At 35.6% G+C, this 22,636-nt stretch carries 17 protein-coding genes; 12 read left to right on the forward strand and 5 right to left on the reverse strand.

The features are described from left to right. Positions 1–73 precede the first annotated feature (73 nt). On the forward strand, positions 74–490 hold the full coding sequence (locus JMA43_RS13275; protein WP_342157167.1) for an STAS/SEC14 domain-containing protein: 417 nt from the start codon (positions 74–76) through the stop codon (positions 488–490). Positions 491–530: 40 nt separating this feature from the next. Here JMA43_RS13275 and hutH read toward each other — a convergent pair whose 3' ends face one another. Both hutH and JMA43_RS13285 read right to left on the reverse strand, forming a co-directional pair. Continuing rightward, entirely contained in the window at positions 531–2,042 is a 1,512-nt protein-coding gene (gene hutH / locus JMA43_RS13280; protein ID WP_342157169.1) for a histidine ammonia-lyase, read from the reverse strand. 132 nt (positions 2,043–2,174) lie between these two features. Further along, entirely contained in the window at positions 2,175–3,722 is a 1,548-nt protein-coding gene (locus tag JMA43_RS13285; RefSeq protein ID WP_342157171.1) for an NAD(P)H-hydrate dehydratase, read from the reverse strand. A gap of 434 nt (positions 3,723–4,156) precedes the next feature. Here JMA43_RS13285 and thrA point away from each other — a divergent pair, with 434 nt between their 5' ends. The 5 genes from thrA (at position 4,157) to JMA43_RS13310 (ending at position 11,610) form a co-directional block, all read left to right on the forward strand. Then, positions 4,157–6,604 (forward strand): bifunctional aspartate kinase/homoserine dehydrogenase I, encoded by a 2,448-nt coding sequence (gene thrA, locus JMA43_RS13290; protein ID WP_342157173.1) that lies wholly within the window; start codon positions 4,157–4,159, stop codon positions 6,602–6,604. Between the two features lie 10 nt (positions 6,605–6,614). Beyond that, entirely contained in the window at positions 6,615–7,535 is a 921-nt protein-coding gene (locus JMA43_RS13295) for a homoserine kinase (RefSeq protein ID WP_342157174.1), read from the forward strand. Positions 7,536–7,590: 55 nt separating this feature from the next. Beyond that, positions 7,591–8,895 carry a threonine synthase gene (gene thrC, locus JMA43_RS13300; RefSeq protein WP_342157175.1) on the forward strand — a complete coding sequence of 435 codons (1,305 nt, stop codon included), beginning with the start codon at positions 7,591–7,593 and terminating at the stop codon, positions 8,893–8,895. Between the two features lie 801 nt (positions 8,896–9,696). Further along, on the forward strand, positions 9,697–10,782 hold the full coding sequence (gcvT, locus tag JMA43_RS13305; RefSeq protein ID WP_342157177.1) for a glycine cleavage system aminomethyltransferase GcvT: 1,086 nt from the start codon (positions 9,697–9,699) through the stop codon (positions 10,780–10,782). A 15-nt stretch (positions 10,783–10,797) separates the two neighbouring features. Next, positions 10,798–11,610: a sugar nucleotide-binding protein gene (locus tag JMA43_RS13310; protein WP_342157179.1), complete on the forward strand. Its 813-nt coding sequence runs from the start codon at positions 10,798–10,800 to the stop codon at positions 11,608–11,610. A gap of 290 nt (positions 11,611–11,900) precedes the next feature. Here the strand turns inward: JMA43_RS13310 and JMA43_RS13315 are convergent, their stop codons facing one another. Together JMA43_RS13315 and JMA43_RS13320 are read right to left on the reverse strand one after the other, a co-directional pair. Continuing rightward, positions 11,901–12,782, reverse strand: coding sequence for a DMT family transporter (locus JMA43_RS13315; RefSeq protein WP_342157180.1), 882 nt, complete (start codon positions 12,780–12,782; stop codon positions 11,901–11,903). A 2-nt stretch (positions 12,783–12,784) separates the two neighbouring features. Beyond that, entirely contained in the window at positions 12,785–14,329 is a 1,545-nt protein-coding gene (locus JMA43_RS13320) for a hypothetical protein (protein WP_342157181.1), read from the reverse strand. A gap of 153 nt (positions 14,330–14,482) precedes the next feature. Here JMA43_RS13320 and JMA43_RS13325 point away from each other — a divergent pair, with 153 nt between their 5' ends. The 4 genes from JMA43_RS13325 (at position 14,483) to leuB (ending at position 19,036) form a co-directional block, all read left to right on the forward strand. Further along, a complete protein-coding gene (locus JMA43_RS13325) occupies positions 14,483–15,655 on the forward strand; it encodes a 2-isopropylmalate synthase (protein ID WP_342157182.1) in 1,173 nt (390 codons plus the stop codon). A gap of 6 nt (positions 15,656–15,661) precedes the next feature. Then, positions 15,662–17,059: a 3-isopropylmalate dehydratase large subunit gene (gene leuC, locus JMA43_RS13330; RefSeq protein ID WP_342157184.1), complete on the forward strand. Its 1,398-nt coding sequence runs from the start codon at positions 15,662–15,664 to the stop codon at positions 17,057–17,059. A gap of 257 nt (positions 17,060–17,316) precedes the next feature. Further along, a complete protein-coding gene (gene leuD, locus JMA43_RS13335; protein WP_342157186.1) occupies positions 17,317–17,907 on the forward strand; it encodes a 3-isopropylmalate dehydratase small subunit in 591 nt (196 codons plus the stop codon). A gap of 10 nt (positions 17,908–17,917) precedes the next feature. Beyond that, positions 17,918–19,036, forward strand: a complete 1,119-nt coding sequence (gene leuB / locus JMA43_RS13340; RefSeq protein ID WP_342157187.1) for a 3-isopropylmalate dehydrogenase — start codon at positions 17,918–17,920, stop codon at positions 19,034–19,036. Between the two features lie 692 nt (positions 19,037–19,728). On the opposite strand, the gene JMA43_RS13345 is transcribed toward leuB, so the two are convergent. Further along, complete coding sequence (locus tag JMA43_RS13345; protein ID WP_342157191.1) at positions 19,729–20,091, reverse strand: hypothetical protein; 363 nt, start codon at positions 20,089–20,091, stop codon at positions 19,729–19,731. A gap of 195 nt (positions 20,092–20,286) precedes the next feature. On the opposite strand from JMA43_RS13345, the gene JMA43_RS13350 reads away from it, so the two are divergent. Then, positions 20,287–21,411: a tyrosine-type recombinase/integrase gene (locus tag JMA43_RS13350; RefSeq protein WP_342157188.1), complete on the forward strand. Its 1,125-nt coding sequence runs from the start codon at positions 20,287–20,289 to the stop codon at positions 21,409–21,411. A 78-nt stretch (positions 21,412–21,489) separates the two neighbouring features. Continuing rightward, positions 21,490–21,963, forward strand: a complete 474-nt coding sequence (locus tag JMA43_RS13355; RefSeq protein WP_342157189.1) for a DUF1905 domain-containing protein — start codon at positions 21,490–21,492, stop codon at positions 21,961–21,963. Positions 21,964–22,636 lie beyond the last annotated feature (673 nt).

A 22,636-nucleotide genomic window follows, 5' to 3' on the forward strand; every position in this document is an offset into this window, starting at 1 on the left:
AACTTAAAAGCTTACTATTTGGCTAACAATTAATGTCGTTAATCTAAAACAAGCTTCAATATTCTAAAATAAATTGAAGAAGAATTATTTTTGTGCCATGATTAAGTTAGACACCAAAAAGGAGTTAATAAAAGCGTACAAGCTCGACTTCGGATATGTAGAAATATATCCAAAATTTGCTGTGGGTGTAATTAACGATGGTATCGATTTATCTATTGAAAATCTTTCAGACTTAATCGCTATTGCAGATATTCATTTCAGAAATGAAGATTTTGCATACATTTCGCTTCGTAAACATGCATATGCTATAAATCCTGCACTCTATTCTTATATCAAAGAAATTCCAAATTTAAAGATGATTGCAGTGGTTTCTGACAAAGAACTCTACAAGCATAATTTTAAAATTGAAAAGTATTTCTACGGAAAAGAAATGAAACTTTTTAAAGACATCAATAGCGCTGTAAAATGGGCTTTGCAAAAGCTTGACTAAGCACTACCTTCAATATTTTCTCTTTTTTTCTTTTCTGAAATTAATCTTTAAACATTTCAGTAGTAAGTGTTGTACTTTCTAAAAATGAAATCGTAGCCATAATATCGTCATGAAAAATACGGTCTTTCGCTACAAATGGCACTTTTTCAGTATAAGCATTGTAAAAGTTTTCGATTGCTACTGAAGATTTTGCAGGTCTTCTAAAGGCTAAAGCTTGTGAAGCATTGAGCAATTCGATTGCTAGAATCGATTTTAAATTTTCTAAAATTTTGTAGCATTTCGTTGCCGCATTTGCGCCCATACTCACATGATCTTCTTGTCCGTTTGAAGAAACAATCGAATCGACACTGGCCGGAGTTGCCAACTGTTTATTTTGACTTACAATACTTGCGGCTGTGTATTGCGGAATCATAAATCCGGAGTTTAAACCAGGGTCGTTTACCAAAAACGAAGGCAAGCCGCGTTGCCCAGATATAAGTTGGTATGTTCTTCTTTCTGAAATACTTCCCCACTCTGCTAAAGCAATTCCTAAATAATCGAGCGCCATTGCCAAAGGTTGCCCGTGAAAATTCCCTCCAGAAATAATTTCGTCTTGCTCTACAAAAATATTTGGGTTATCGGTAACCGAATTAATTTCGGTTTTAAATACTTTTCTAACATGTGCTAAAACATCTTTGGAAGCTCCATGCACTTGCGGCATACATCTAAAAGAATACGGGTCTTGAACTTGTGTTTTTGGCTGCGCTGCTATTTCACTTCCTTCGATAAATTCGAGAATACGAGCTGCAGTTTTTATTTGTCCACGATGCGGACGCACCAAATGAATCAACTTATTAAAAGGTTCTGTTAATCCGCAGAAAGCATCTAAAGACATAGTTCCAATCAAATCGGCTAAATACGAAAGCTTGTAACCATTTATAATACTCCAAACTCCGTACGCGCTCATAAATTGAGTTCCGTTTAGTAAAGCCAATCCTTCTTTTGACTGCAAAACAATCGGACTCCAATTTTTATCTTGAAGTACTTTTTCAGCACTTACTTTTTTTCCATTATAATTTACAAGTCCTTTTCCTAACAGCGGTAAAGCTATATGTGCCAAAGGCGCCAAATCGCCTGAAGCACCTAACGAACCTTGACTATAAACTACTGGTAAAACATCTTCGTTATAAAAATCTATCAATCTACTTACCGTTGCCAATTGTACGCCACTGTGGCCATAACTCAAAGATTGAATCTTAAGAAACAGCATTAGTTTTACAATTTCTGTTGGTACTTCCTCCCCTGTTCCGCAGGCGTGAGACATCACTAAATTTTCTTGTAGCTGACTCAAATGCGTGTCGGCAATTTTCACATTACACAACGAACCAAAACCTGTGTTGATACCGTAAACAGGCTTTTTATCGGCCGCCATTTTCTGGTCTAAATACTTTCTGCAATTTTCAATATTTACTTTGGCTTCATCAGATAATTTCAGTTTTTTATCATGATGAATTACATCAAATATTGCTTCAATATCTAGCACATCGGCGCTTATATAGTAAAAATTGTCCATGTTCAAATCAATAATTTATAGCATCATAGTAATTTCTTCAGTAGAAAAACTTCAGAAATTAAAACAGCCAAAAATCAACATTACGTCGTAATTACACAAGTATTTACAAACAATTAACCAAAAGCTTAGATTTTATGAGGCATTGTTTGGATTTTCTTGATAATTATTTGTGTTTTTACTTATCAAGCTTAAAAATGCATCGCCTGTAAAGTCAATAATATCGGTTGCTGTCAAGGCTTCTACACCCGAACGCTGCACCGCCAAATCACCAGCACTACCGTGTAAATATACCCCCATTAAGGCAGCTTGTAATAAATTATACCCTTGAGCAACGAGTCCGGTAATGATACCCGTCAAAACATCGCCACTTCCTGCGGTTGCCATACCTGCATTTCCGGTTGAATTAAAAAACAATTGCTCGTGGTAAACGGTAACAGTATAAGCGCCTTTAATCAATACAACTACATCGTGCGTTTTTGAAAATTGCTTTGCTTTTTCAAGTTTCTCAAAATCGTCTTTCCAACTTCCTACAAGTCGCTCCAACTCCTTCGGATGCGGTGTAAAAATAGCGTTCCCTTTAACATATTGTAGCAACTCCTTATTTTCAGCAATTATATTTATAGCATCGGCATCGAGTACCAAAGGTTTTGTGTTTGTTGCTAAAAAGTTTGCTAAGGCATTTTTTGTTTCAGCATGCAAACCAATCCCAACACCTACTCCAATAACCGTAGGATTAATTTCAAAAGAAATATTTGAAATATGAGTTTCGTTTGCATCGGTAATAACCATTGCCTCTGGAAAAGCCGTTTGAATGGTTTGATATCCGCATTGAGGCACAAACGCAGTAACCAAACCTGCGCCAGCATGCAAAGTAGCTTCGCTTGCCATAAGCACAGCGCCAATTTTTCCGTGGCTACCACCAATCATTAAAGCATGACCAAAGTTACCTTTATGCGAAAACCTATTTCGAGGTTTATACATTCTCAAAATATCGTATTTGGTAATGTATTGCATGTTGGTATTTTCAGCATAGATAAACTCTGGGTCTAAACCAATATCCAACACCTCCCAATAGGCAGTATAAACTCCTGTTTCTGGCAGAAAAAAAGGCAATTTTGGAAACTGAAAAGTAAGCGTATAACTTGCATTGATAGCTGTTTCATTTGCTGAAAGTGATTTATCCATGTATAAGCCCGACGGAATATCAATCGACAAAATAAAAGCGTTTGAATTATTAATATGCTTTATCAAATTTGTTACCCAACCCGCCGCAGGTTTGTTGAGTCCGATTCCAAAAATGGCATCTACTACGATGTCATTTGGAGCAATTTCTGGTAAATCGTCGTCTTCAGTAATTAACGTAGGCCAATGTTTTATACCTTTTATACGGTCGTAATTCAGTAAAAAATCTTTAGAACGATGCTCACTAAAATTCACCACATACACCGACACATTATAACCGCTTTCTAATAATTGACGACCAACAACCAAACCATCACCTCCATTATTTCCTACCCCACAAAATATATGAATTTTCACTTGCGCCGTTGTCAATTGGTTTTGCATCCAATTAAACACTGCTGTTCCAGCGCGTTCCATCAAATCGGCACTACTTATATTTTGTTTCTCAATTGTTAATTTGTCAACAAGGCGTATTTGTTCACTAGAAAAAATCTTCATTTTACAACAATTCTTTAGTTAAATTATTAAATTCTTAATAATAAACATTTAGTTTTTTTAATAAGATAAAAATACTACATTTGAAATCTATATACGAGTAAACAAATGCAAAGTTTTAATAACATACACACCATTTCTACGGGCACATCTGTGCAAACGTGTATTATTGCTATTATTCGTAACACTACAATTATTACCCCTTTTGGGGTATAGCATATTACATATCGTCCTGAGTATATCTTTGTTTGAAATCAAACTTAGCAGTTTCTTTTTATAAATACTGAATGATGCCTCAATATTTACATATAAATTATTGTTGCATTCATCCAAAAAAGAAAACAGATATCCAATTAAAAACACAATATAAACCAATTAAACCAATCGATTAAACACCATTTTGATGGTACGCTATCAAAATAAATAAAAACTAACAAATGAAAGTATTAAAATTTGGCGGCACTTCGGTAGCCAACGCACAAAACATACAAAAGGTTAAAGACATTGCTGCAAAAGCATCGAAAGAAGAAAAAACAGTTGTAGTTGTTTCTGCTTTTGGAGGCGTTACCGACATGCTGGTAAAAGCGTCTTTATTGGCTGCAGCACAAGATGAAACTTATAAAAATACATTAGTTGATATTGAAAACAGACATATTTCTACCGCCCAAGAATTAATCGATATCAACAACCAAAGCAAGGTAATAAGTAACGTAAAACGCGAATTAAATGTTTTAGAAACACTGCTTGAAGGGGCTTTTTTAATTGGTGAAACCACACCGAAACTTTTGGATAAAATTGTAGGATATGGCGAATTACTTTCTTCATTTATCATCAACGAATATTTTATAAAAGAAGGTCTCGACAGTATCCATAAAGACAGTAAAATGCTTATTAAAACCGATGATAACTTCGGTAAAGCTGCTGTGGATTTTAAAACAACTAACGAATTGTGCGAAAATTACTTCGGAACAGTAACGTACCAATTAATTGTTGTTCCAGGTTATGTTGCCGCTTCCAAAAAGGGAGAAAGCACAACCCTTGGGCGTGGTGGGTCTGACTATACTGCTGCCATTATTGCTGCTGCTGTTAATGCTGATGCTTTAGAAATCTGGACAGATGTAAGCGGAATGTACACTGCCAATCCGAAATTAGTAAAACAAGCCTTTGCAATTCCTCATATTTCTTATGAAGAGGCGATGGAGTTATCACATTTTGGTGCTAAAGTACTCTATCCGCCAACCATACAACCTGTGCTTTCTAAAGGAATTTCAATTCATATAAAAAACACCTTTGCTCCCGACGAAGCTGGTACGCTTATCACAAAAAACACCAACGGAAAATCCCGTGCAGTTAGAGGGATAAGTCATGTAGATAGTATTTCTCTTATTTCGTTGGAAGGAAGTGGAATGGTAGGTATTTCTGGAATCTCAAAACGTTTTTTCGAAGTCCTTTCTGAAGCAAAAGTGAGTGTTGTTTTCATTACGCAGGCTTCATCTGAGCACTCAATTTGTATTGGTGTTGCTTCTGAAGATGCCGAAAAAGCCAAAGTAGCACTCGAAAAGGCTTTTGAATACGAAATCAGCCTAAAGAAAATCAATCCTGTTGTTGTTGAAAGTGATTTGGCAATTATCGCTTTAGTTGGTGATAATATGAAGAGTCATCAAGGACTTAGCGGACGTATGTTTAGTGCGCTCGGAAAAAACAATGTCAACATCCGCGCTATCGCACAAGGAGCTTCTGAAAGAAATATTTCAGCAGTAATCAATAAAAATGATGTAAAAAAAGCGCTCAATACGCTACACGAACAGTTTTTTGAAGACAACATCAAACAGCTCAACTTATTTGTAATGGGGGTTGGAAATGTTGGTGAGAAGTTTTTAGCACAGATTGAAAAACAACGAAAATTTTTAAAGAAACAATTAAAATTAAATATCCGTGTGGTGGCCTTGTCGAATTCCAAAAAAATGGTTTTTGACGAAAACGGACTCGACCTTGAGCACTGGAAAGATGCACTTGCCAACGGAGAAGAAACTGGTTTGGATGCGTTCTATAAAAAAGTAAAAACTATGAACTTGCGTAACAGTATTTTTGTTGACAATACCGCCAACGAAGCTGTCGCCAATACGTACGAAAGTTATTTAAAAGACAGTATTTCGGTGGTTACTTGTAATAAAATTGCTGCATCATCGCCTTATAAAAACTACGTTCACTTAAAAGAATTATCACGTCAATACAACGCACCATTTTTATTCGAAACCAATGTTGGTGCAGGGTTGCCAATTATCGATACACTTAAAAATTTAATTGCCTCGGGGGATAAAATAACAAAAATACAAGCGGTACTTTCTGGAAGTTTAAATTTTGTATTCAACAACTTTAACGATCAAACCAATTTTGACGAAGTTGTGAAACAGGCTCAAGAAGAAGGTTACACAGAACCAGACCCAAAAATCGATTTAAGTGGTGTTGATGTAATGCGAAAAATATTAATTCTAGCCAGAGAAAGTGGCAACGAATTGGATATCGAACAAATTGAAAACGAATCTTTCTTACCAGAAGACAGTTTGAATACCACAAATGTTCCAGATTTTTACAAATCGCTCGTAAAAAACAAATCGCATTTTGACGATATTTACAAAGCAGCCGCTAGCAAAGATTGTCGTTTAAAATATGTAGCACAGTTTGAAAACGGAAAGGCAAAAGTAGGCTTGCAACACATCCCTTCCGACCATCCGTTTTACAACCTCGAAGGAAAAGACAATATCGTACTTTTCTTTACAGAACGATACAGTGAACAACCACTCCTTATAAAAGGTGCTGGAGCTGGAGCCGATGTTACGGCGTCGGGTATTTTTGCTGACATTATACGAATTGGAAATTTTTAAAAGCATCTCGATGAACGAAATAAAACTGTTTTGCCCAGCTACCATCGCCAATGTTTCTTGTGGTTTTGATGTATTAGGACTTTGTCTTGACAGTACTGGAGACGAAATGATTGTGAGAAAAACACCTGAAAAAGGTGTGAAAATCACAAAAATAATTGGGCAAGATTTACCGCTTGAAACCGAAAAAAATGTTGCTGGTGTAGCGGTATTAGCGATGCTTAAAGAAATTGATTCTGAATTTGGTTTTGAAATTGAAATCAACAAAAAAATAAAGCCTGGGAGCGGTATTGGCAGTAGTGCTGCCAGTGCTGCAGGGGCTGTTTTTGGCGTCAATAAATTATTAAACAAACCTTTTTCAAAAGAAAAATTGGTGGAATTTGCCATGATGGGAGAAGCCTTAGCTAGTGGTGCGCCACATGCCGACAATGTGGCTCCTGCCCTACTTGGCGGTTTTACATTGGTAAAGGGCTACGAACCTTTTGAAGTACTTAAACTTCAAACACCATCCGAGCTTTTTGCAACAGTAATTCATCCGCAGATAGAAGTAAAAACTGCCGATGCACGTTCGGTTATCAAGCAAAACATTCCGCTAAAAAAAGCAATTATGCAATGGGGTAATCTCGCGGCACTGGTTAGCGCTCTTTATACGGAAGACTACGATTTGCTATCGCGATGTTTACACGACGAAATTGTAGAACCGATGCGGAGTCCTTTAATTCCTGGTTTTTTTAAGGTGAAAGAAGCTGCTAAAAATGCAGGGGCACTCGGAAGCGGAATCTCGGGTTCTGGACCTTCTATTTTTGCTTTATCAAAAGGAGAAGCTACAGCAAAAAAAGTGGCTACTGCCATGGCAGAAATTTACAAAGATTTTGGCGTTGCTTACGACACCCATGTTTCAACCATAAATACTGAAGGAATAAAAATTATGTAACAAAGTTTTCAAGTTAAATCGATTTTAATTTTGAAAACAGCACAACAACAAAACCATGAAATATTACAGTCTTAACGATACACAAGAAAATAAAACATATACAAGCTTTGAAGATGCCGTTGTAAAGGGAATTGCTCCAGACCGCGGACTTTATTTTCCTGAATCGATTACACCACTAGATGAAGCATTCATCAATTCGATTGAAAACTATAGCAACGAAGAAATTGCCTTTGAAGTTATTCAGCAATTTGTAGGTGACGAAATCCCGATATCCGTTTTAAAAGAAATTATTAATGACACTTTGTGCTTTGATTTTCCAACGGTAAAAGTTGAAGAAAATGTGTATGCGCTCGAACTCTTCCACGGACCAACAATGGCGTTTAAAGATGTTGGCGCTCGTTTTATGGCGCGTTGTTTAGGCTATTTCAACAGAGATAAAAAAGACGAAAAAGTAACTGTTTTGGTCGCAACTTCTGGAGATACTGGAGGAGCCGTAGCAAGTGGGTTTTTAGGAGTTAAAGGTGTGGAAGTCGTTATTTTATATCCTAGCGGAAAAGTAAGCGACATCCAAGAAAAGCAACTCACTACACTTGGGCAAAATATTACAGCCTTAGAAGTTGACGGTGTTTTTGATGACTGCCAAGAAATGGTAAAAACAGCATTTTTAGACAGTAATTTAACTGAAGAAAATTTAACCTCGGCAAATTCCATCAACGTGGCGCGATGGTTACCACAGATGTTTTATTTCTTCTTTGCTTACAAACAACTGAAAGCTCAAAACAAAGAGCTCGTATTCTCGGTACCGAGTGGAAATTTCGGAAATATATGCGCTGGTATGATGGCTTATAAACTCGGTTTACCTGTTAAACACTTTGTGGCTTCTACCAATATTAACGATACGGTGCCCCAGTATATGTCAACTCAAAAATACAGTCCGAAGCCATCCAAACAAACCATTTCGAATGCTATGGATGTTGGAAATCCGAGTAATTTTATTCGAATTCAAAACCTATTCAACAACAATTTTGAGGCACTAAACAAACTCTTTTCTTCTTACAGTTATACCGATGAGGAAACTAAAAAAACAATGGAGTCTATTTATAAAACTTCTGGATATATTGCCGACCCACATGGGGCAGTTGGATATTTAGGACTCAAAAAGTATCAGGAAAACAATAAAGACACTGTTGGAGTTTTCTTAGAAACGGCACATCCTGTAAAGTTTTTGGATGTTGTTGAAGGTACTTTAGAAGTTTCAGTTGCAATTCCCGAGCAAATAAAAGCTGTTATTGACAAAAAGAAAGAAAGTCACTTTATAAAAACCTACGACGATTTAAAGGATTTTTTAAAGAGTAGATAAGTTATCTACCACATACATTAGCTGTCTGAAAGACTATACTAAAACCCTCTTTGGAGGAATTTAGAATCTTTCAGACAGCTTTTTTCATTTAAAAAAACTGTATTCAATTACAATCGTTTTACTTTCAGTATAAATAAATATGATTGTCCGTAATCATCATAATACACTGTCACCTCGAGCGGAGTCGAGAGGTTATTTGGCTTAACAAGTTTTAAATGAGGTCTCGACTACGCTCGACCTGACATTTTAATCTTGATAACCTCAATTCAATTATAAATTCAATTTTATAAAACGCATAATTAACTAATATTGTGTTTGTTATTATTTTTCATTTTTGTCTTGACACAAAAACGAAACAAAAAAGTCAAGACTGATTAAAAAAGTATTTAAAATCTACGGAAACAACCGCCACAGATAAAAAGAACTCGCTACGCTCAAACAGCTTTTTATCTTTCAGCCCACACTGCTTCCTTGATTTTTAGATACTTTTTTAATAGGTCGGCTTCCATAAACAGATAACCATTAGAATCGAACTCAAGTAAATAAATATGATTTTCCTAAATCTGTTATAATGCACTGTCACCTCGAGCGGAGTCGAGAGGTTATCTGGCTTAACAAGTTTTAAATGAGGTCTCGACTACGCCTGTCTGCCGACAAAGGCAGGCTCGACCTGACATTTTAATCTTAATATGATACATTACGGGTTTTTAATTAAATAAATTCTGTTTGTTTTTATTCCTCTTGATATTTTAAATAATTTTGCATCGCCAAATAGTGGCGCAATACTTTAAAATTAAATAAATGAAGAATACAGCTTTAACTGAAGTCCATATTGAATTGGGTGCAAAAATGGTTCCGTTTGCGGGTTATAACATGCCTGTACAATACGAAGGTGTAAATATTGAGCACGAAACTGTTAGAAACCATTTAGGTGTTTTTGATGTAAGTCATATGGGAGAATTTTTAATTAGTGGCCCAAATGCCTTAGCGCTTATTCAAAAAGTAAGTAGTAACGACGCTACCAAACTAACTATCGGAAAAGCACAGTATTCTTGTTTACCTAATGAAGACGGCGGCATTGTAGACGATTTGATTATCTACAAAATGAAGGAAGAACAGTATTTACTAGTTGTAAATGCTTCAAATATTGAAAAAGATTGGAATTGGATTTCTAAATACAACGAAAGTTTTGGAGCTGATATGCGCAATATTTCAGATGATTATTCGCTTTTAGCTATTCAAGGTCCTAAAGCTGTGGAAGCAATGCAATCCTTAACTCCTGTTGACCTTTCAGCTATAAAATTTTACAGTTTTGAAGTGGGCGAATTTGCAGGTATTAAGCATGTAATTATTTCGGCTACGGGTTATACTGGAAGCGGTGGTTTTGAAATTTATTGTAAAAATACTGAAGTTGAACAAGTTTGGAGTAAAGTTTTAGAAGCAGGAAAAGACTTTGGAATAAAACCTATTGGACTTGCTGCGCGTGATACTTTGCGATTAGAAATGGGTTATTGCCTTTACGGAAATGATATTGACGATACTACTTCTCCATTGGAAGCTGGATTGGGATGGATTACAAAATTCTCTAAAGATTTTGTAAACTCTGAAGCTTTACAACGACAAAAAGAAGCTGGGGTTTCTAAAAAGCTAGTAGGTTTTGAAATGATTGAACGCGGAATTCCTAGACATGGTTACGAAATTATTAACGAAGCCGACGAAGTTATCGGAAACGTAACTAGTGGTACAATGGCGCCATCTCTCAACAAAGGTATTGGAATGGGTTATGTTACTACTGAAAATGCACAAGAAGGAACTACAATTTACTTGCAAATACGAAAGAAAAAAGTGCAAGCAAAAGTGGTAAAACTTCCATTTTATAAAAAATAAACAGAAAGGCACATATTGAAGAGGATATTAATATTAGGAGCAAGCGGATTTATTGGCGGAGCATTATATAAAGAATTATGCCCGTACTTCGATACCTACGGCACCTATCATACTGGAAAGATTTACTCCAACAACAAACACTTTTTTCATTTTGATATGGAAAACGACGACTTGTTTGGAGTGCTCACCAAAGTACGACCTCACATTATTATTTCTGCACTTCGAGGTAATTTTGAAGCGCAAATAGATACGCATATCGACTTGGTAGATTATTGCAGAGCGAGTAATAGTAAACTTATTTTCTTATCGTCTGCCAATGTTTTTGATGCCTTTAGCAATTTTCCTTCTTATGAATACGATAAAACTTTATCGATGAGTCAATATGGAAAATTCAAAATAAAAATAGAAACTGCGTTGATGCAACTTCCGGAGAAGAATTATGTAATTGCACGATTACCTATGGTCTTCGGAAGTAGCTCTCCGCGACTTAAAGAACTCAAGTATTTTTTAGATAAAAATGATGCCTACGAGGTGTTTCCAGACTTGGTGATGAATGTTACCAATATCGATAAACTCTCACAACAAATTCACTACATCATCAACAGAAATAAAAAAGGGATTTTTCATTTAGGAAGCTCAGACCTTATCCATCACGATGAGTTTATTAAAGAAATATTGGAAACTTTACCTTACGAAAAACCGCTTTTAAAGCGTGTGTATACTTCAAACTTCGACAGGTTTTTGGCGGTTCTACCAAAAGACAATACGCTACCAAAACACTTAGTTTTTAGTCATTACGATGTTATAAATGAATTAAAGGCTAAGTAACCTCAGTTCGATATAAACATCAATATAGAGCGATTTTAACTATCTGTATTTTAATTATTTCATTTTTGTCTTGACACAAAAACGAAACAAACCTGCCTGCGGTAGGCAGGAAAGTCAAGACTGATTAAAAAAGTATCAAAAAATCTACGGAAACAACCGCCACAGATAAAAAGAACTCGCTACGCTCAAACAGCTTTTTATCTATTAGCCCACACTGCTTCCTTGATTTTCAACACTTTTTAAATAGGTCAATTTTACCTCATATTCATCATTCTTACATCGAACTCACGTTAAGTAGTAACTTTTTTGCTTGTTTTTACAGTTCGAATACTTTCAATCACAACCGCTGTTAAAATTAAAGCACCACCAATAAGTGTATGTATTGCGGGAAATTCATTCAGAAAAAGCATCCCCATTAAAATTCCGTAAATAGGTTGTACACTACTCATAATACTGGCTGTTGTGGCGCTAAAATGTTTAAAACTCATCAGTAGTAACGTATGCCCCACAGTGGTAGTGATTAACGCTAAAAATGCAATGGGTAATAATTGTGATTTTACCTGCGGAAAATCAGCAAAAAACAATAACGGACTCATAAGTGTTACAATTACAAAAAGCTGATAAAGCATGAGCACTGAACCGTTGTAGATTGCTACTTTTGGTTTCATCAAAATATTCCGAAGGGCATAAAAAAATGCTGAAGTAATACCGACCAACACAGCTATAAAATGTTGATTATCGAAATTTAATTCGGGTACCAAAAAGTAAACACCAATAAGCACCAAGGCTCCCAAGGCTAAATGAAATTTCTGAAACGGACTCTTTAAAATTAAAGGTTCTAAAAACGAAGTTATCACGGGGTATGTGTAGATAGAAAGCATCCCAATGGCCACACTCGACAGTTTTAACGCATAAAAATATGTTACCCAATGCACGCCAAAAAAGAAACCACAAAGCAGGATGATTTTTAAATCTTGCTTTGCTTGTATTTTTAAAGAATACCCTTTGTATTTACAGAATAAGTAGATAAAAACTACGGCCAATACAGCTCTAAAAAATATAGTTTGCTCTGGTGGCAATGCTATATACCTCCCTAAAACACCCGACGTACTTATGCAGAAAACGGCAAAATTTAGTACTAAAATATGTTTTAAATGCTTGTTTTCTTTCAAAACTATCGAACTAAGTCTTTGGCTTTTTCTTTTATAATATCGCCTACCGGACGGTTTTCAATATTACTTTCTAACCAAGAAATAATGTCGAGGTATAAAAAAGCGCGTTTCTCATAAGGGTGATTTTCGTACTGCTTTAATGTAGTGTGTAGCTTTTTAAATTCGTCTTTTAATTGATGCGGAAAAATTTCACCTAAGTTTCTAAGGAATTTTATCATTTCCTTTTGCACCTCATGCAAATCATTCATCTTCAGTAAAAATTTATAAGTGCTTTTTAACTGAACTTCCAAATGATAATCCATTCCAGCTTCGTAATGAGCAACCAAACTTAACACTCGCGCAAAACACATTAAATCTTCACGCATTGTTAGGTTTTTGTTGTCAATAATTTTCTTCAGATACGAAATACATTTTTTATTATCGCCTACTCCAAAATACAAACACGCAATTTTATAATACAATATCATAATATGGTGTTCATCTATTTTTTCGCGATGCAATTTTATACCGTCGTTTATTTCTTTTTCTAGATGAAGTCCTTCTTCAAATGTACCTTCAAGAAAATGAAGATTAATCATGTTACTGTATTTGTACAAGAAGAAAAGAACTTCCAAATTATCATTCTTCGGAAACTTCTCGTCATTTACAATACTTTCCAATTTTTGCAATGTTTCCCTAAAACCACGTCGGTTTTTCACATAAAACATCGACTCCAAGAAATAGTTATTTCCTTTTAAAAAGAACACCGGATTTAGGTAAATCATCTGTTCATTTTCATAGAAAAGTTCTACCCAACGTAGTGAGTACTTATAACACGACAAAAAATCTTGCGTTAAAAAGCTGTACCAAAGTTGTGCTTTATAAAGCCATAATTTTTCTCTAAAATCGAGTTCGGAAACTTTAAATTTTGGTAAATGCGATTTGTAATATTCGGTTACCCATTGGTATTCTTCATCGCTTTTTACATAACCAAACTTAAGCATAATTCCGTAAAGTTGTAACGATAAGTTAGACAACTTGCTGGTAAGTACATTTTGCATGCTCAACTCTTTTGCTTGGATGGCAAGTTCGTCGGCACGCCCACTTATACTCCTTGTAATATATTGCGTTTCGATAACCTTTTCGAGTTCTACAATTTCGTAAGCCACTACCTTTTCTTGGTTTTCAATGGCCAACGATTTAGCTTTGTCCAATATTTTCAAACTCTGTTTATAAAGTCCTTTATGGTATAAAATAGTGGCAAAATCGAGTTGTTCGCGTATTTGTAATCGTATATTTTGATTTACAGGATTGAGACGAAGGCTCACCAAAATTTGTTTGTAAAGATGCGCTTTTAAGTTAGAAAGTTGTTGCTTTTTTACGATCCCGCTCTTTAAAATTTCGGCCTCTTTGTAGTCATTCATTTTATCAAGGAGGTTAAATAATGCCAAAAATTTAGCGTCGGCATTCACTCCTAACCTATTTACATACAACTTAAATTGTCGTTTTTCAGACTTAGAAAGCGATTTAACCAATATAAATAAAGTGTCTTTTTGTTGACTTGTCATTGTAAAAAATAAAATTCAATTAACTGTAAATCAAGTTTTTAACTATTAAAAAGTTTTCTTAAACATTGTAAAGAAATAGTTAAGCAAACTTAAAATTACGTTCACAAAATATACATTCGTAAAACAAATTTCAAATTACATTAAAAAATCAAGATGAGTAAAGAAAAAGTCCAAATCTTTGACACGACATTGAGAGACGGAGAGCAAGTACCTGGATGCAAGCTAAACACAGAACAAAAGCTTGTTATTGCAAAGCGTCTTGACGATCTGGGTGTTGATGTTATTGAAGCTGGTTTTCCGATTTCTAGTCCTGGAGACTTTACATCGGTTGCCGAAATCGCGAAAATTGTAAAAAACGCAACGGTTTGTGGACTTACACGCTCCGTTAAAAAAGATATTGAAGTAGCTGCAGAAGCTATAAAGCACGCTGTTAGACCTCGTATTCACACAGGAATTGGAACTTCGGACTCACACATAAAATATAAGTTTAAATCGAACCGCGAAGATATTATTGAACGTGCCGTTGCTGCCGTTAAATATGCTAAAACTTTTGTGGAAGATGTAGAATTTTATGCTGAAGATGCTGGACGTACCGACAACGAATATTTAGCGCGTGTGTGTGAAGCCGTGATTAAAGCAGGGGCTACTGTGCTAAACATTCCAGACACTACTGGATATTGTTTACCAGAAGAATACGGTGCTAAAATGCGCTATTTAAAAGAAAATGTTACGGGTATCGACAAAGCAATACTTTCTTGTCATTGTCACAACGATTTAGGGTTGGCAACTGCAAACTCTATTGCTGGAGTAATTGGAGGAGCACGTCAAATAGAATGTACTATTAACGGTATTGGCGAGCGTGCTGGAAATACTTCTTTAGAAGAAGTAGTCATGGTATTGCGTCAGCATCCAAACTTAAATTTAGATACCAACGTAAATGCAAAATTGCTTTACAGTACCAGTAAAATGGTTTCTGAAAGTATGGGAATGCCTGTGCAACCAAACAAAGCAATTGTTGGTGCCAATGCATTTGCACACAGTTCAGGAATTCATCAAGATGGGGTTATTAAAAATAGAGAAACTTACGAGATTATCGACCCTGCCGAAGTTGGTGTAACCGAGTCTGCTATTGTGTTAACCGCACGTAGCGGTCGTGCTGCCTTAGCTTATAGAGCGAAAAAAGTAGGTTACGAATTAACAAAACTTCAATTGGATGAAGTTTACAAAGAATTTTTAACCTTTGCAGATCAGAAAAAAGAAGTTGATGATAACGATATTCATCAAATCATCGAGATAAGTAAAATAGATATTAAAGCAATTGCTTAATTTATAATGAGTAAAACATTATTTGATAAAGTTTGGGATAGTCATGTGGTTCATACAGTAGAAAATGGACCGCAAATATTGTATATCGACAAACACCTTATTCACGAAGTTACGAGTCCTCAAGCCTTTAATGAACTTGAAGAACGTAACATTCCCCTATTCCGAAAAGAACAAATTGTAGCCACCGCAGATCATAACGTGCCTACAAAAGATCAGCATTTACCTATTCAGGATTTATTGTCCAAAAAACAGGTAGAAATGCTTACCGAAAACTGTAAAAAACACAACGTTACTCTTTATGGTTTAGGACACCCATACCAAGGTATTGTACACGTTATGGCTCCAGAGCTTGGCGTTACACAACCAGGAATGACAATGGTTTGTGGCGATAGTCACACTTCTACACACGGAGCATTTGGAACTATTGCTTTTGGAATTGGAACAAGTCAAGTAGCGCAAGTTTTTGCAAGTCAATGTTTATTGCTTTCAAAACCAAAAAGCATGCGCATTACTGTAAACGGAACTTTAAAAAAGGGAGTACTTCCAAAAGACGTTATTCTTTACATTATTGCACAACTCGGTACCAACTCAGGAACTGGATATTTTGTGGAGTATGCAGGTGATGTTTTTGAAAACATGACGATGGAAGGGCGTATGACTGTTTGTAATATGAGTATCGAAATGGGTGCTCGTGGTGGAATGATTGCTCCAGATGAAACTACTTTTGAGTACGTAAAAGGACGTGAATTTGCACCGAAAGGAGACGAATTCGACAAAAAAGTAGCCTATTGGAAAACTCTTCCTACGGATGCCGATGCAACCTTCGATAAGGAATACACTTTTGATGCTTCCGATATCGAGCCAATGGTAACCTACGGAACCAACCCAGGAATGGGAATTAAAATCACCGAAGCCATCCCTAGCAAAGACGACGTTTCTTTTGAAAAATCGTTAGATTATATGGGCTTCCAAAAAGGAGAGAAATTACTAGGAAAAGATATCAATTACGTATTTATTGGTAGTTGTACCAACTCGCGTATTGAAGATTTTAGAATTGCTGCAGAATACATTAAAGGCAAGCAAAAAGCCGCCAATGTAAATGCTTTAATTGTTCCTGGATCGCAACAAGTGGCGAAGCAAATTAAAGAAGAAGGCATTCAAGATATTTTTGAAGCTGCTGGTTTTGAAATGCGTCAAAGCGGATGTTCTGCCTGTTTAGGAATGAATGAAGACAAAATTCCTGCGGGCGAATATTGTGTTTCTACTTCCAATAGAAACTTTGAAGGTCGACAAGGACAAGGCGCTCGTACCATTTTGGCGAGTCCGCTTGTAGCTGCTGCTACTGCCATTGCAGGAAAAATTATCGATGTTTCTGAAGAAGTTGAGACTCTAGAACTAGTCTAATAAAGTATGAAGTTAAAAGTACGAAGTTAGAAGTACGAAGTTAAAAGTTTAAGAAACATAAACTGTCAGTTCGATTGAAGTCGAGAACTTATAGCAAAGTATAAAATCTTAAAAAACTGTCAGTTCGAGCGGAGTCGAGAACAGAAACAAGAACAAAAAAAAGTAAAAAGTGGAATATTAATGGTATCCAAAGTAATTATTCAAACGAATGATTTACGCATTACCAACAGTTAATTCCTCAATACTAATAATATAGAATGGAAAAATTTGTAACCTTACATTCAACGGCAATACCCTTGCCAATAGAAAATATAGACACCGACCAGATTATCCCTGCTCGTTTTTTAAAAGCGACAAGTAAAGTTGGTTTTGGTGAAAATTTATTTAGAGATTGGCGTTACAACAAAGATGGTTCTGAAAATGCTAACTTTGTATTGAATGACGCTACTTACAGTGGTAAAATTTTGGTTGCAGGCGATAATTTTGGCTGCGGAAGTAGTCGTGAGCACGCCGCATGGTCGTTAACCGATTACGGATTTAAAGTTATTGTATCTAGCTATTTTGCAGATATTTTTAAAGGAAACGCACTCAACAACGGTTTACTTCCAATTCAAGTGAGTCCAGACACTTTAAAAAACATGCTTACCACCATACAAAACAATCCAGAAACAGCAATTATTGTGAACTTAGAAACACAAACAATTACTGTGGAAGGAACCACAATTAAAGAAAGTTTTGAAATTGATGCGTATAAAAAAATGTGCTTAATGAACGGGTACGACGACATCGATTTTTTAATTAGCAATAAAGATAAAATTGAAGCCTACGAAGCTTCTAGAACATTTTAATACAACTCTTATGAATTTAGACATAGCTGTATTATCTGGTGACGGTATAGGACCAGAAGTTACCAAACAAGCCATCAAAACATTAAAGGCAGTTGCCGAGGTTTACAACCATACATTTACTTTTAAAGAAGCACCTGTTGGGGCTATTGCTATTGACGAAACTGGCGATCCGCTACCAGAAGAAACACTACAATTATGTTTAAACACCGATGCTGTTTTATTTGGTGCAATTGGCGACCCAAAATACGACAACGATCCATCGGCAAAGGTACGCCCAGAGCAAGGTTTATTAAAACTACGTAAGTCGTTAGGGCTGTATACCAACATTCGCCCAATTAAAGCCTTCCCTACCTTAATCGATAAATCGCCTTTAAAAGAAGATCGTATTTTAGGAACCGATCTTACTATTTATAGAGAGCTTACTGGCGGAATTTATTTCGGTGAAAAAAACTTAAATGAGGAAGGTACGGTAGCATCCGATTTATGTGAATATGCCGAATACGAAATAGAGCGTATTGCTCATTTAGCGTTTAAAGCTGCCCGTGCACGCAGAAAAAAATTAACCTTGGTAGACAAAGCCAATGTGTTAGAAACCTCTCGCTTGTGGCGTAAAGTGGTTACCAACATTGGTGAAAGTTACAAAGATGTTGAATTGGATTTTCTGTTTGTTGACAATGCTGCGATGCAAATGATTTTGAATCCGAGTCAGTTTGATGTTATTTTAACTGAAAACATGTTTGGCGATATTATTTCTGATGAAGGAAGTGTAATTGGAGGATCTATCGGGTTACTTGCTTCTGCTTCTGTTGGTGATGAAAATGCTATGTTTGAACCTATCCACGGATCTTTTCCGCAAGGAAAAGGAAAAGGAATTGCCAACCCAATTGCTTCTATCCTATCGGCGGCGATGCTTTTAGAACACTTTAAACTATTTGAAGAAGCACAAGCAATACATAAAGCGGTTGAAAAATCTTTAGAAATGAAAATTGTAACTCCAGATTTAGACGCTGAGAGTAAAAAAACAACTTCGGATGTTGGTAACTTTATTGCTGATTATGTTGCCAATGCTGAAGAAATAATAAATTACAATCAAGAAAATATAGATTACGGAAAATCTACAATTATTTAATTTCTTTAGGCATTGCCTAAAAATTGTTAATAGTAAACACACTTTATTCTTACCGTAGAATAAAGTGTGTTTTCATTTTGTAGCGTCTATACTCAAATTTACAACATTAGGAAAAATTAGTAATTATTCTAGTATTGTAATTAACCTCTGTTCGATATAAATACCAAAATATAAAACCCTAATATTTTTATTTAAGTTGTTTAACATTGATTTCATTTTTGTCTTGACACAAAAACGAAACAAAAAGTCAAGACTTATTAAAAAAGTATAAGAAAATCTACGGAAACACCTTCCACAGATTAAAAGAACTCGCTTCGCTCAAACAGCTTTTAATCTTTTGTCCAACACTGCTTCCTTGATTTTCAATACTTTTTAAATAGGTCAATTTTACCACATATTCATCGTTCTTACGTCGAACTCATGTTAAATAAAATCAAGCGAAAAAGAAATAATAATCACGGCTTTTTGGGACAATCGGCAAGACAGCAAGAAACTCTTGAAAATATTGGAAGCCAAAAACAATTAAATCCTCTTTCTAATTAATTCAGTATTTTTTATACTCCAGAAAAGTATTGCTAAGCTTCTCTTTTAAAAAACACTTTTAAAAAGTTGCTATTTTTTGCGTTAGGGATTGAAGCAAGCTACCGTGTAGCGCGGAAAGCCCGACCCGACGGGGGAACGCCCAACTACTACTAACTGGTAGGCAATGGCGCACCTACAGCAATATCGCAACGGTGACCTGGCTGCCCGTGCTCTGGATTGAGCATGGTATTGGTATTGAGCATAGAACTGTTGCTAAGTGGCGCGTTTAAAGGTGCTCCGACAGCAATATCGCATCGATGCCCTGGTTGCCCATGCGCTGGGTTGAGTCCGTTTCCAGAAGTGTTGGAGTTTGCATTTTCGAAAGATTCTACGGGAGTTGCCTCGGCGGCAGCTTCGCTATCGTAACCGTCTAAAGTTTCTTTGGTTGACCACGAATTGGCAGTTGTAGCAATGTAATACACACCAACAGCAATAAGAACGGTGGTTATAAGTATGATTCCGATTTTCTTCATGAGGACAAATTTTGTATGTGTACAATCGACAATACTGTGTTTTGATTGTTCAGTAAAAATAAGAAATTCATTTTAAATAGTGAGATCTTCAGCTTTTAGACTCAGTGAACTTGCATTTATACTGAATATCAAGTTGTTAATTTTTATTTTGTAGAATTTATTCGTAATTTATATCGCTTATAAAAGTTCGAAAGCATGAATAAATCGATAACTTTACGAAATTTATTTCTTCATGGGAAGAAGTGTATTGGACTTGAATACCAGTCGGACAAGGTGATTAATGCGCTTGTAAAAGAATTGCCAAATCCGCGTTGGAATAAAATGATGGGGATTGTTTATGTTGATAATACTCCGAAGAATATAGACGCTATTTTTAAAAAATTTAAAGGTGTTGCATGGATAAATAGCAATTATTTTTTTTCGAATAAACCTTTAGAAAATGATAATGACACTTTAAATTTTGATTGGTTTCACAAACGGAAACTCCCCGTAAACCATAGGCGCTGCCCTGCTCCTTATTTACAAAAGCTAAAATTGAAACGTTACGCTATGGCCACTGCCAAAATTTATGTTAAGCATTTTGAGAGTTTTATAAATTATTATCGATCGATTGAATTGGAGGATATTGACGAGAATGACATTCGGTTTTATTTGGAAAAACTGATTGATCAAAACCGATCGAACTCGTATGTAAATTTGTCGATTAATGCGATTAAATTTTATTATGAAGTGGTGCTTAATATGCCAAACAGATTTTATTTGATAGAGCGCCCACAGAAGGAAGTTTTGTTACCCAAAGTTTTGTCGAAAGACGATATTTTACAAATGATTGCCCATACAACCAATGTGAAGCATAGGTGTATAATTTCGTTATTATATTCATCGGGTTTGAGAAGGAGTGAGTTAATAAATTTAAAAATAGAAGACATTGACAGTAAGCGGATGGTGATTAGAGTACGACAAGCGAAAGGTAAGAAGGACCGTTTTACAATACTTAATAAAAGTGTTTTGGAAGATTTAAGGTTGTATTTTAAAATGTACAGACCTGTACGTTATTTATTTGAAGGCGCCATAAGGTCGATGAAGTACAACGAATCGAGTGTTTTAAGAGTTGTTACCCATGCAGCCAACAGAGCGGGTTTACACCAAAGAGTAACGCCGCATATGTTGCGCCATAGTTTTGCTACACACTTATTGGAAGACGGAATTGATATTAGACACATACAATTATTACTCGGTCATGAATCGACAAAAACCACTGAAATATACACGCATGTAGCGGTAAATAATTTTAAAAACATTAAAGATTTGTTACCTTAGCACAAAAAAGGTATATAGTGCATTCGCACTATACCGAATTGTTGTGCGTAAGCTCGAAAAACAAACAGAAAACTGAAAATGGAACTGAAATTTAAAGCAGAAATTTACAAAGTCGGAATAAATGCTTGTGTTGATGTACCCGAAAATATCACGGAAAAAATGACGGCGAAAAATGGATATATAAAAGTTAAAGGGGTAATAAACGGCTTTAAATTTTCCAAACATCTCGTTCCTGTAAAAAATAAGCCATATCGGCTTTTTATAAACATCCCAATGCTAAAAGGCGGAAAATCGGAATTGGGGAAAACAGCGGAATTTGTAATTGTTCAGGACTTTGATGACGAAAGAAAAAGTTACCCAATACCTGAGATGCTAACCGAAAAGTTGAACGATAAAAAATTAACAGCGGATTTCAACAATCTCACGGAATCAAGAAAAACCGAAATTTTGAAATACCTGAACTATATCAAAACGGAAAAGACACTTGGACGGAACATTGACAAACTGGTTGGAAAGCTCGAACGGAAAGAAAAAAATATACGAATACCTTAAAAAAAGCCAGCGCACAACATTGTATAACCGCAATTACGGCGGATTCGACTACCCTTCGGCTACGCTCAGGACTGGCTCTCAAATCCACTCGGAATTGCTAACTTCGGTGCTAAACCGAAAATTAACTTATATTTATCCGTAACTGCGGTTATACGAGACCGTTGGCTTTAATGCCTCAAACACGGTGTAAAGATCCTATTTTAACTCTAAAAAGATTTGTTTTAAATATAGTTTTGACAAAAAATAAAGCGGTAACTGAATATTTCAGAAACGAAAAAACTTTCTTGTAAATTTCCAACGTTTAATCTCAAATCCTACTAGTTGAAAAAACTGCCGAAAAGCTATTTCGAAAGATCAAACTCCGAATAAATATTTAGCTGACTGAAACCTGATTTGATTTTGATAACCTAACTCAAAAGAAAAATTAATACTCAAAAAAACGGTTGATTGAAAAGTCTTGTGTAAAAAGATTTTTTAAATTTCATCAAAATTAAATACTTAAGGTTAATGAATGTTTCTCAAAGAAAGAAACTGAATAAAAGCACTAAAAGCCAACAACGTGTAAGCGCAATTGCTGGCTGATTTTTCCTGCGGAAAAATCTCGCTAAATCCAAACACTCTCGTTTTTTTGCTATCTTAGTGCAAAAACACAGCAACTGACGTTTACACAACA

It is taken from the genome of Joostella sp. CR20 (genome assembly GCF_038433465.1).
GTDB lineage: Bacteria > Bacteroidota > Bacteroidia > Flavobacteriales > Flavobacteriaceae > Galbibacter.

Excerpts from the sequence above, each read along its gene's own strand:
- JMA43_RS13285 (WP_342157171.1), bottom strand. The coding sequence starts at position 3,722 with ATGAAGATTTTTTCTAGTGAACAAATACGCCTTGTTGACAAATTAACA.
- thrA (WP_342157173.1), top strand. The coding sequence starts at position 4,157 with ATGAAAGTATTAAAATTTGGCGGCACTTCGGTAGCCAACGCACAAAAC.
- JMA43_RS13355 (WP_342157189.1), top strand. The coding sequence starts at position 21,490 with ATGGAACTGAAATTTAAAGCAGAAATTTACAAAGTCGGAATAAATGCT.
- leuC (WP_342157184.1), top strand. The coding sequence starts at position 15,662 with ATGAGTAAAACATTATTTGATAAAGTTTGGGATAGTCATGTGGTTCAT.
- leuB (WP_342157187.1), top strand. The coding sequence starts at position 17,918 with ATGAATTTAGACATAGCTGTATTATCTGGTGACGGTATAGGACCAGAA.
- JMA43_RS13295 (WP_342157174.1), top strand. The coding sequence starts at position 6,615 with ATGAACGAAATAAAACTGTTTTGCCCAGCTACCATCGCCAATGTTTCT.
- JMA43_RS13320 (WP_342157181.1), bottom strand. The coding sequence starts at position 14,329 with ATGACAAGTCAACAAAAAGACACTTTATTTATATTGGTTAAATCGCTT.
- thrC (WP_342157175.1), top strand. The coding sequence starts at position 7,591 with ATGAAATATTACAGTCTTAACGATACACAAGAAAATAAAACATATACA.
- JMA43_RS13350 (WP_342157188.1), top strand. The coding sequence starts at position 20,287 with ATGAATAAATCGATAACTTTACGAAATTTATTTCTTCATGGGAAGAAG.
- JMA43_RS13325 (WP_342157182.1), top strand. The coding sequence starts at position 14,483 with ATGAGTAAAGAAAAAGTCCAAATCTTTGACACGACATTGAGAGACGGA.
- gcvT (WP_342157177.1), top strand. The coding sequence starts at position 9,697 with ATGAAGAATACAGCTTTAACTGAAGTCCATATTGAATTGGGTGCAAAA.
- JMA43_RS13345 (WP_342157191.1), bottom strand. The coding sequence starts at position 20,091 with ATGAAGAAAATCGGAATCATACTTATAACCACCGTTCTTATTGCTGTT.
- leuD (WP_342157186.1), top strand. The coding sequence starts at position 17,317 with ATGGAAAAATTTGTAACCTTACATTCAACGGCAATACCCTTGCCAATA.
- hutH (WP_342157169.1), bottom strand. The coding sequence starts at position 2,042 with ATGGACAATTTTTACTATATAAGCGCCGATGTGCTAGATATTGAAGCA.